General features: G+C 64.8%; 10 protein-coding genes. 4 read left to right on the forward strand and 6 right to left on the reverse strand.

The genetic code is table 11. From position 1 onward, the window contains the following. Positions 1-14: 14 nt before the first annotated feature. Both Q0996_RS15515 and Q0996_RS15520 read left to right on the forward strand, forming a co-directional pair. Positions 15-428: an HPP family protein gene (locus Q0996_RS15515; protein WP_299621589.1), complete on the forward strand. Its 414-nt coding sequence runs from the start codon at positions 15-17 to the stop codon at positions 426-428. A 17-nt stretch (positions 429-445) separates the two neighbouring features. Beyond that, positions 446-1,984: a peptide ligase PGM1-related protein gene (locus Q0996_RS15520; RefSeq protein ID WP_299621592.1), complete on the forward strand. Its 1,539-nt coding sequence runs from the start codon at positions 446-448 to the stop codon at positions 1,982-1,984. A 39-nt stretch (positions 1,985-2,023) separates the two neighbouring features. Here the strand turns inward: Q0996_RS15520 and Q0996_RS15525 are convergent, their stop codons facing one another. From Q0996_RS15525 to Q0996_RS15550, 6 genes are all read right to left on the reverse strand, one after another. Then, positions 2,024-2,884 carry an N-formylglutamate amidohydrolase gene (locus tag Q0996_RS15525; protein WP_299621595.1) on the reverse strand — a complete coding sequence of 287 codons (861 nt, stop codon included), beginning with the start codon at positions 2,882-2,884 and terminating at the stop codon, positions 2,024-2,026. Positions 2,885-2,972: 88 nt separating this feature from the next. Further along, positions 2,973-3,509, reverse strand: coding sequence for a GNAT family N-acetyltransferase (locus tag Q0996_RS15530; protein ID WP_299621598.1), 537 nt, complete (start codon positions 3,507-3,509; stop codon positions 2,973-2,975). Between the two features lie 102 nt (positions 3,510-3,611). After that, entirely contained in the window at positions 3,612-4,550 is a 939-nt protein-coding gene (locus Q0996_RS15535; RefSeq protein WP_322096722.1) for a carbohydrate ABC transporter permease, read from the reverse strand. Beyond that, the gene (locus Q0996_RS15540; protein ID WP_322096723.1) at positions 4,543-5,484 is read right to left on the reverse strand and encodes a sugar ABC transporter permease; all 942 of its coding nucleotides are present in this window, start codon (positions 5,482-5,484) and stop codon (positions 4,543-4,545) included. The genes Q0996_RS15535 and Q0996_RS15540 overlap by 8 nt, the downstream gene beginning before the upstream one ends. Positions 5,485-5,567: 83 nt before the next feature. Further along, positions 5,568-6,887, reverse strand: a complete 1,320-nt coding sequence (locus Q0996_RS15545; RefSeq protein WP_299621601.1) for an ABC transporter substrate-binding protein — start codon at positions 6,885-6,887, stop codon at positions 5,568-5,570. A 191-nt stretch (positions 6,888-7,078) separates the two neighbouring features. Further along, entirely contained in the window at positions 7,079-8,152 is a 1,074-nt protein-coding gene (locus Q0996_RS15550) for an ABC transporter ATP-binding protein (protein WP_299621603.1), read from the reverse strand. 311 nt (positions 8,153-8,463) lie between these two features. Between Q0996_RS15550 and Q0996_RS15555 the strand changes: the two genes are divergently transcribed. Together Q0996_RS15555 and Q0996_RS15560 are read left to right on the forward strand one after the other, a co-directional pair. Continuing rightward, positions 8,464-9,216 carry an SDR family NAD(P)-dependent oxidoreductase gene (locus Q0996_RS15555; protein ID WP_299621606.1) on the forward strand — a complete coding sequence of 251 codons (753 nt, stop codon included), beginning with the start codon at positions 8,464-8,466 and terminating at the stop codon, positions 9,214-9,216. Between the two features lie 196 nt (positions 9,217-9,412). Then, on the forward strand, positions 9,413-10,161 hold a 749-nt coding region (locus Q0996_RS15560), incomplete at its 3' end, for a DMT family transporter (protein ID WP_299621608.1).

The raw sequence follows: 10,161 nt of genomic DNA on the forward strand, positions 1-10,161 counted from the left end.
ATCAGGGAGCCAGCATGAACGTCAAGATCGCCGACCTCATGGCCAAGCGGGTGATCACGGCCCAGCCCCATCACAGCGTCGATCACATTCGTGGGATCATGGAGCGCAACCGGATTCACGCCGTGCCCATCGTCGGACCGGACGGCGAGGCCGAGGGCATCGTCACGACAGCCGATGCGGCGCGCAAGCTCAAGGGAGAATCCCCGGTCAAGCGCATCATGTCGGAACGCGTATTCTGCGTACCCGCCTACAACGACGTCAGCAAGGCCGCGCGAATCATGCGCAAGCACAAGATCCATCACGTCGTGGTGACCCACGAGAAGAAGGTCGTCGGTATCATCAGCTCCTTCGACCTGCTGAGGCTCGTCGAAGGCCACCGCTTCGCCATGAAGCAGGCCCCCGCGACCCAACGAAAGCGCAGCAGGTAGGCCGTGACCGCCGACCCATGAGCGCCGGCGATCCGGCCCCGGGCCCAGTCGCAAACCTCGACGCAAACGGCGAGCGCGACGCCTTTCGGCGGCTTCAGGCGCGGCTTCAAGTGATGTACCGTGCGGTCTTCTCCGACGACGACGTTCCGCGCAGTGTCGTCGTGCTGCCGAGCTTCAGCCTGGACGCCGACGTCATGGCGAAGATCCTGGGGGTCCAGCACTACGAGGAGCGGATGCTCTGCCTGCTCCTGCTGCTGCGCCTGCCGCGCACCAACGTCATCTACGTCTCCAGCGATCCAATCTCCGAGTCGGTGGTGGATTACTACCTGCACCTGCTGCCGGGGGTGCCGGTGCGCCATGCCCGGCGGCGGCTGACCCTCATCTCCTGTCACGACACCTCGCCGAAACCGCTCAGCACCAAGATCCTGGAGCGCCCGCGCCTGGTCGATCGCATTCTGGCGGCCATTCCCGACAGGGCGGCCGCCCACATGACCTGTTTCAATGTCTCCGACGAGGAACGGCGTCTGGCGGTACGGCTCGGCGTGCCCATCTACGGCTGCGACCCGGACCTGCTGCACCTCGGTTCCAAGAGCGGCGCGCGGGCGCTGTTCCGGGACGCGGGCATGCTGATCCCCGACGGCTTCGAAGATCTTTCCGACGCACAGCAGCTGACCGAGGCGCTGGTCGAACTGAAGGCCGCGAAACCGGAGCTGAAGCGCGCGGTGGTGAAGCTGAACGAAGGCTTCTCCGGCGAAGGCAATGCCGTCTTTTCCTTCGAGGGCGCGCCGCAGGGGGCCGACCTCAAGCCATGGATCAGGTCGCGCCTCGGCCACATGGGATTCGAGGCTGCGGGCATGACCTGGGACCTGTTCGAATCCAAGATCGAGGCCATGGAGGCCATCGTCGAAACCTTCATCGAAGGTGCGCGCAAGCGCTCGCCCTCCTCGCAGTACCGGGTCGACCCGACGGGAGAGCTGGAAACCATATCCACCCACGACCAGGTGCTCGGCGGCTCGGCAAGCCAGATTTTCCTCGGCTGCCGCTTCCCCGCAGACGAAGCCTATCGGCTGGCGATTCAGGAAGAGGGGCTGAAGGCCGCGCGGATCCTGCGCGACCGCGGCGTGATCGGCCGCTTCGGCGTCGACTTCATCTCCGTTCCCGGCCCGGACGGCTGGGCCCACTACGCAATCGAGGTGAACCTGCGCAAGGGCGGGACCACCCATCCCTATCTGATGCTGCAGTTCCTGACAGACGGCCACTACGACCCGGCGACGGGGCTCTACCGCTCGCCCGGCGGGCGCCCCTGTTTCTACTACGCCTCGGACAACATCCAGAACGAGCGCTACCGCGGCCTGACGCCGGATGACCTGATCGACATCGCGGTGCTGAACGGCCTGCACTTCCACGGAACCACCCAGGAAGGGGTGGTGTTCCACATGATCGGCGCCCTCTCGCAGTACGGCAAGCTGGGCATGGTCTGCGTCGCCGAGACACCGGAACGCGCCCGCCGCCTCTACGACGAAGCCATCGCCGTGCTCGACCGGGAAACCCGCTGAAGGGAGGTCACCGGTCCGGACAGGCCGGCACCTGCGGGGTCAGGCGACCGTTTCGCGGGCGTAGGCGCAGATGGCGGCGATCAGGCGGTCGATGTTGGCCTTCAGCGCATCGAAACCGCCGTTCTTTTCGATCCGCTCCTCGTCCATATAGAGCTTGCGGTTGATCTCGACCTGCAGGCTGTGGCGGCCGTTTTCGGGGTCGGAGTAGCGGCGCACCAGCTCGACCCCCTTGTATGGCTCGTTGAGCTTCACCTCGTAGCCGAGCGAGTCCAACTGCTCGGCGACGAAGGCGGTGAAGGCGGGCGCGCAGGTGGTGCCGTCACGGTCGCCGAGAACGAACTCGGCACGGGCCACCGGGCCGTCCTCGGTGCCGCTGTTGCCCATCTCCGGCATGGAGTGGCAATTGATGTGCCAGACCTGACCGAAGCGCGCATGGGTGTCGTCGATCGCCTTGGCCACGGCAGCGTGGTAGGGCTTCCAAAAGGTCTCGATGCGGCGGCGCACCTCGGCGACGCTGAGCAGGCGGTCGTAGATCTGGGAGTCCGGCGGCATCACCCGCCAGATCAGGCCGACCCCCAGTTCGGTCTTGCGGCTGGCCACCAGCGGGTCGGGCCAGGGACCGTCCAGCATCGCCGGGTCGAGGTCGATCAGGGCGCGGTTGGGATCGATGTAGATGCGCGGGAAGTCCGCGGCGATCAGGGGCGCGCCGTGATCGGGGGCGGCGCTGTAAAGCTCGTCGACGAAGGCGTCCTCGGAGCGCCGCAGGACGGAAAGCGGCGCGATGCTGCCGAAATCCTCGGGATAGCGCATGCCGCTGTGGGGGCTGTCGAAGACCACCGGCACCGGCGCCCCGCGGGGCGCGATGCAGCGCAGCAGGCTCTCAGAGGTATCAGAAGGCATCCCTTGGCTCCGGTCCGGCAGATTTCGACGGGGCATAGCTTTCATGATCCGCCGGTGGCGGGCAAGCCGGGAGGTCGCTTTTCTTGCCCTACTCGCTCCAATACTCCGGCTTGGACAGGGCATCGCAGCAAACGACCCGTCCTCCGGGACCGTTGAGCCCGCCGTCATCCAGAGCGCGGACCATCCAGGCTTCTGCATAGGCTTCGGGAATGGGAAAGGGTGTGGCCAGCCCAAAGGGGCGGGCCGCCTCAAATCCGAAGCGGCCGTAATATCCGGGGTCTCCGAGCACGAAGACCAACCCGGACCCGGATTGTGCCAGCCGTGCCAGCCCGCCCTCGACCAGCGCCCCGCCGACTCCCTGGCGCTGGGCTTCCGGCACCACGGCCAGCGGCGCCAGGATCGCGGAGGACCGGTCGCGATCCGGCTCCGTCAGGCGCGTCCGCGAGAACAGGACATGGCCCAGCGGCTCCTCGCCGTCCAGCGCCATGAGGGACAGGACCGGCTCTGCGCTGGGGTCGTTCAGAATATCTCTGGTGAGCTCCGCCTCCACGTCCTGGCCGAAGGCACGGCGGTGGATGTCCAGCAGGACCGGCAGGTCGGAGTCCGAAGTTTCCCTGATGAGCACGGCGAGACCTTTTGCATCTCTTGGATCGGGACCAGAAAAATCGGCCCTCGATGTCGGAAAAGCAAGACCGAAGCGGGAGACAGGCAGGCCCTTTCCGCAGCGCTACTCCTTCACCGCCCCGGTCATCGAGGAGACATAGTGCTCGACGAAGAAGGAGTAGAGGATCGCCACCGGCAGCGAACCCAGCATGGCCCCAGCCATGAGACCGCCCCAGTTGTAGACATCGAAGCTGATCAGTTCGGTCAGCACGCCCACCGGCACGGTCTTGTTCTCCGCCGAGGCGATGAAGGTCAGGGCATAGATGTACTCGTTCCAGGACAGCGTGAAGGCAAAGATCCCGGCGGAAATCAACCCAGGCACCGAGAGCGGCAGGACGATCTTGACCAAAATCTGCAGACGGGTCGCTCCGTCGATCAGCGCGCATTCCTCCAGCTCGTAGGGAATGGAGCGGAAGTAGCCCATCAGCAGCCAGGTGCAGAAGGGGATCAGCACCGTCGGATAGGTCAGGACCAGGGCCCAGTTGGAATCGAAGATGCCCAGCGCGAAGACCATGATCGCCAAGGGGATGAACAGAATACTCGGCGGCACCAGGTAGGCGAGGAAGATCAGCATGCCGATGGTGCGCGCGCCCTTGTAGCGCAGCCGCTCGATGGCATAGGCCGCGCAGACGGCGCAGAAGATCGAAAGAAAGGTCGCCGTGACGGTGACGAACATGGTGTTCCAGACCCAGCGCGGGTATTCGGTCTCGAACAGCAGGAAGCGGATGTTCTCGAAGGTCGGCTCGAAGACCCAGAGCGCCGCCAGCCCGCGATAGGCGTGCAGCTCTTCGTTGGTCTTAAAGCTGGTGACCGTCATCCAGTAGAAGGGAAACAGCAGAACGAAGAGGAAGATCAGCAGCGGGATGTAGATCACCACCACCTTGTGGGGGATCGACTGCAGATAATCCATGCCGCCTTCGCTGGCGACCGCCGTCTTGTCCTTGGCTGGGTTCCTGGTGGCCGCGTTCTTGGCGGTTGCGTTCTTGGTGACGGAGTCAGTCATCACGCCCTCCTTGCTGCCACTTGCGCCTCTGCAGGCCGAAGTAGCTGAACAGAATCGCCGACAGCAGGAAGGGGATCATCGCGGTGGCGATAGCCGCCCCCTCGCCCAGCGAGCCGCCGACGATGGCGCGCTGGTAGGACAACGTCGCCATCAGGTGGGTTGCGTTGATCGGTCCGCCGCGGGTCATCACCCAGATGAGCTGGAAGTCGGTGAAGGTGAAGAGCACCGAGAACGTCATGACCACGGCGATGATCGGCGTCAGCAACGGAAAAGTGATATGCCGGAAGCGCTGCCAATCGGTTGCGCCGTCGATGGTCGCGGCTTCGTGCAGCGATGGCGGGATAGTCTGCAGCCCGGCCAGGAGCGTGATGGCGACAAAGGGAATGCCGCGCCAGATGTTGGCGGCGATCACCGAGGCGCGGGCCGAATTCGGCTGTCCCAGGAAATCGATGGTGGTGTCGATCAGGCCCATCTCGATGAGGATCCAGCTTATGACCGAATCCTGCGAATCGTAGATCCACCAAAAGGCCAGCGCCGAGAGCACCGTCGGCACGATGAAGGGCATCAACACGATGGCGCGGATGAAGGCCTTGAAGGGGATGTGGTTGTTCAGGATCATCGCTAGCCAGAGCCCGAGCACGAACTTGATGATGCTGGCGACCACGGTATAGAGGAAGGTGTTGAAGACCGAGAGCCAGAACACCGAGTCCTCGAAGAGCCAGAAGTAGTTTTCCAGCCCGATGAAGCGCCCGGGCCGGCCGACCTTGACGTCGGTCAGGCCCAGCCAGACCCCCAGAAACAGGGGATAGGTCAGAAACACCAGCAGCAGGACGCCCGCCGGCAGCATGAACAGCAGCCCGAGGAAATTCCGGTTGTTGCGCAGGCGCTCGAACAGGCCGACTTCGGTACGTGTGAGATCGCTAGCAGCCGCCACGGCCTAACCGCCTTCCTGCTTCGGAAAAGGAAATCCGCCCCGGGCGCGCGTTGCGACGGCCCGGGGCGGCCTGCCCCGTCTTGCTAGACGTTATAGTAACGCTCCGCGCGGCGATGCGCATCGGCGGCGGCATCCTTGGGCGACTTCGCGCCGGTCGCCGCCTCGGCCACCATGTTCACGACGATGAAGTCGGCGAACACGCTGGAAGCGGCATAACCGAGCGAGCCGTCGCCGGAGAAGGTGAGCGTCCGTTCGGCGACGTCGCGGAAGACCGTGCGCTTGGGATCTTCCGTCCAGACCGGATGGTCCTTGAAGGCCCGCAGCGGGTGGCTGAGATAGCCGACCGAACCCTGCAGGAAGGCATCGTACTGGTCCTTTTCCATCAGGAAGGTCAGCAGGGCCTTGACCGCGTTGGGATACTTGGTGTGCTTGTAGGGCATCATCGGGAAGCAGACGTGCAGTTCCGTCGGCTTGCCGGCCGGGCCCACGGGATAGAAGGCGTGGTCCATGTCCTCGGCGATGTCGGTCATGCCCTCGCGCACAGCGGCGGCATAGATGGAGATGCCGTTGTTGGTCACCGAGCAGTCGCCCTGCAGGAAAGCCTTGTTGTTGTGGCCGTCCAGCCACGAGGCGGCGCCGGGGGCGAAGGTCTCGCCCAACTGCTTGACGTATTCGAGACCGGCGACGGTTTCAGGGCTGTTGAGGACGACGTTGTTGTCCTTGTCGACGACCTGGCCGCCGTGGGACCAGACGATCCAGTGGGTCCAGGCATTGCCGTCGCCGCTGGCGTTGCCGAGGGCGAAGGAACCGGGCGTCCCATTGGCCTTCAGGTTCTGCATCAGCTTCAGGAAGTCCTCGGTGGACTCGGGGATGCCGTCGAAGCCGGCCTTCTGCACCATCGACTTGCGATAGTTGATCAGGTTGCCGCTGATGGTCACCGGCAGGTTGATCCACTTGCCATCGCGAATGCCGTATGTCTCGGCCGCCGGATACCAGCCGCCGTACTTGCCGCCGAGATACTCGCAGACGTCGCTGACATCCATCATCGCATCGGGGTAGAGATGCGCGTCGGCGTGGATGCCCCAAATGATATCCGGGCCGCTGCCGATGTTGGCGGCAACCGCCGCCTTCGGGCGCAGGTCCTCGAAGCCTTCGCTGTCGATACGCACCTGGACGCCGGTCGCCTTGGTGAAGGCATCGATGGTTGCGAGAAAAGCCTCTTCCTCGGACTGCACGAAGCGCTTCCAGCGCAGCAGGCGCAGGCTGGCGCCCTTCTCCGGCGTCCATTGGTTGTCAGCCGCCCAGGCCCGCGCCGCATGCAGCATGGCCGGGGTCGCGGCCACGGCGCCGACCGTTGCCGCTGCGCTCGCCTTCAACACGTCACGTCTCGTAAAACTGGTCATCTTTTCCTCCGCTTTCGTTCTTTTTGCTCTTTGATGGCTTCTTGCCCTTTGATGGACTTTCTTTACCCATTCCCGCGAGATGGCTGGGCAGATGCCCGGTGGCGGTCCCGCCTCTCATCACGCGATACGCTTCTCAGACTCCTTCTCCGCTTCTTGCGATGCCCGCGTCGCCGGCGCCGGCCGGCCTTGCCTCAGCGCAGGACCTCACCGGTTTCCTGATCGAACAGATGCGCCATGCCGGGCCGCGGCTTCAGATGAATCCGCTGGCCATAGCGCAGATCGTGGCGCTCCTTGAAAGCGATCTGCACCTCACAGCCGCCGAGACGGCCGACGACGAGAATCTCCGCACCGGTCGGCTCCACCACCGAGATATCCATCGGCAGGCCTTCGTTCTCCCCGGCGAGGACGAAGTGCTCCGGCCGCATGCCATAGAGAACCGGGCGTCCGGCGGCCGCGCCGTTGGCTTCAACCTCGCCCAGGACCGTGCCATCTCCGGCAACGACCTCGGCGCGCCCGTCAGAGTGGCGTACCTCGCCGGCAATGAAGTTCATCGCCGGCGAGCCGATGAAACCGGCGACGAAGACGTTGTTGGGATAGTCGTAGAGATCCAGCGGCGCCCCGGTCTGCTCAATGTAGCCGTCGCGCATCACCACGATCTGGTCGGCCATGGTCATGGCCTCGATCTGGTCGTGGGTGACATAGATCGAGGTGCTCTTGAGGCGTTGATGCAGCTCGCGGATTTCGGTGCGCATCTGCACCCTGAGCTTGGCATCGAGGTTGGACAGCGGCTCGTCGAAAAGGAAAACCCGCGGCTTGCGCACGATGGCCCGGCCCATGGCGACCCTCTGGCGCTGCCCGCCCGAGAGCTGGCGCGGATAGCGGTCCAGATAGTCCTCCAGATTGAGGATCGCCGCCGCCTCGTGCACCGCCTTGTCGATGGCCGCCTGGTCGATCTTCGCAAGCTTCAGGCTGAAGGCCATGTTGTCGAAGACCTTCATGTGCGGATAGAGGGCGTAGTTCTGGAACACCATGGCGATGTCGCGCTGCTTCGGCGGCACCCGGTTCACAATCTCATCGTCGATGACGATGTCGCCCGAGGTGATCTCCTCGAGGCCGGCGATCATGCGCAGGAGGGTCGACTTCCCGCAGCCCGAGGGGCCGACGAGCACGGTGAAGGATTCATCGGGAATCGAGATGCTGACGCCGTGCAGAACCTCAGTGGCGCCAAAGGACTTGCGAACGTCGCAAATCTCGACGTCAGCCATATAGCCTCCCCATCCGCAAAGGTCGCTGTCTGTGCCTTTGCCTTATTTATCAGCGGTTACCATACATCGTATACGTAACCGCGTCCATTATCTTCGTGGCGAACCCGCGGAGCAATGGCGTGAGGCGCCTCACGGGCGTCGATCCCACATCTTAACCAAGAACGCCGAAGTGCGACTACCGCCGTAAGTTCCTTCGGGCGATGGCCGCCGGACCGCGCAAAGGGCTCTGCGGCACCCTCGCCTGTCTTTCAAGGCAGCGGGAACCGAGGCTAAGCTGCGCGCAGCAACCGAGCAGGGGGAAAACCGACAGTATGTCTGAAGCAGACTTTGCCGGCCGCAGTGCCGTCGTCACCGGCGCCGCCCGGGGTATCGGCCTGGCCGTGGCCCAGCGTCTCGCCGCAAAGGGGGCCAGGGTCGCGCTCTGGGATCTCGATGCCGAGGCCCTGAATGCGGCGCAGGCCGCCTTTGCCGACCCGCAGTCAGCCCTGCCCTGCACCCTGGACATCACCGAGGAAGCGGCGGTCGAGGCTGCCCTGGCCCGAACCACGGAAGCACTCGGTCCGCCGGACATCCTGGTGAACAACGCCGGCATCACCGGCCCGAACCAGAAAACCTGGGACTACAGCCTGGCCGACTGGCAGCGGCTCATCGATGTCGACCTGACGGCTGTGTTTCTCTGCTGCCGCGCGGTGCTGCCGGGGATGCTGGCGCGCGGCTACGGACGCATCGTCAACGTCGCCTCCATCGCCGGCAAGGAGGGCAACCCCAACGCCGCCGCCTACAGCAGCGCCAAGGCCGCGGTGATCGGCCTCACCAAGTCCCTCGGCAAGGAAACCGCGGGTAGCGGCGTCACCGTGAACTGCGTGACCCCGGCAGCGGTGGAAACCGACATCTTCAAGCAGATGACCCAGGAACACATCGACTACATGCTGTCCAAGATCCCCATGGGGCGCTTCGGGACGGTCGACGAGGTGGCCGCCCTGGTGACCTGGCTGGCCTCCGCCGAAGCCTCCTTCAGCACCGGCGCCGTCTTCGACGTCTCCGGCGGCCGCGCAACCTACTGAGTACGAGCCTGGGGCACACCGCCCGGCAAATCGGCATGGGAGCCCTGCGCAGATGGCGCTACCGGCCTGCCTGGGGCGCCGCTAGCATAAACTGCCGCTCTGGGTGCCTGTGGTCCGCGGGCCGGGTCGGCCCCAACATGCCGGAGCCCGTTCAGCAGCGCCCATGCCATCATCCAGGGACCTTCATATCCAACCGGTGGAAAATGCCCCGCTGCAGGGCATTGCGCTGATGATCGTCGCCTTCACCACCTTCGCCGGCCTCGACACCACCGCCAAGTACCTGGTTCAGATCTATCCCACCGAACAGGTGATCTGGGCGCGCTATGCCGGGCACATGATCTTCGCGCTGATCATCTTCTGGCCGCGCAACGGGACGCGTATCCTGCGCAGCCGGAGCCTGGGCACACAGATCCTGCGCTCGCTGCTGCTGTTCGGCGCCACCTCCTGCAATTTCATCGCCGTGCGTTACCTGCAACTGGCCGAGACCGCGGCGATCTTTTTCTCCACGCCGCTGATCGTGGCCCTCTTCTCGGTACCCATTCTGGGCGAGAGAATCGGCCCGCGGCGCTGGACGGCGATCTTCGTCGGCTTCTTCGGGGTGATGATCGTGATCCGGCCCGATGTCGGGCTGATCCACTGGGCGGCCGCCTTCTCCCTGGCCAGCGCCACCGCCGCCGCCCTCTACCAGATCACCACGCGCAAGCTGGCGGGGGTCGACCCGGCGGCGGTCACGCAGTTCTACACCGCGCTGATCGGCACCCTGGTGATCACCCCCTTCGTGCCCTTCGTCTGGCAGTCGCCGGACCTGATGGGCTGGGCGCTGATGCTGCTGCTAGGCGCCCTCGGCGGCATCGGGCACTGGCTGTTGATATCGGCGCACCGCCTGGCGCCGGCGCCGATCCTGGCGCCCTTCAACTACACCCAGATCGTGCCCATGGTGCTGCT

Source organism: Pelagibius sp., assembly GCF_028289705.1.
Classification (GTDB): Bacteria; Pseudomonadota; Alphaproteobacteria; order Kiloniellales; family Kiloniellaceae; genus Pelagibius.

Excerpts from the sequence above, each read along its gene's own strand:
- Q0996_RS15555 (WP_299621606.1), top strand. The coding sequence starts at position 8,464 with ATGTCTGAAGCAGACTTTGCCGGCCGCAGTGCCGTCGTCACCGGCGCC.
- Q0996_RS15545 (WP_299621601.1), bottom strand. The coding sequence starts at position 6,887 with ATGACCAGTTTTACGAGACGTGACGTGTTGAAGGCGAGCGCAGCGGCA.
- Q0996_RS15550 (WP_299621603.1), bottom strand. The coding sequence starts at position 8,152 with ATGGCTGACGTCGAGATTTGCGACGTTCGCAAGTCCTTTGGCGCCACT.
- Q0996_RS15515 (WP_299621589.1), top strand. The coding sequence starts at position 15 with ATGAACGTCAAGATCGCCGACCTCATGGCCAAGCGGGTGATCACGGCC.
- Q0996_RS15520 (WP_299621592.1), top strand. The coding sequence starts at position 446 with ATGAGCGCCGGCGATCCGGCCCCGGGCCCAGTCGCAAACCTCGACGCA.
- Q0996_RS15535 (WP_322096722.1), bottom strand. The coding sequence starts at position 4,550 with ATGACTGACTCCGTCACCAAGAACGCAACCGCCAAGAACGCGGCCACC.
- Q0996_RS15525 (WP_299621595.1), bottom strand. The coding sequence starts at position 2,884 with ATGCCTTCTGATACCTCTGAGAGCCTGCTGCGCTGCATCGCGCCCCGC.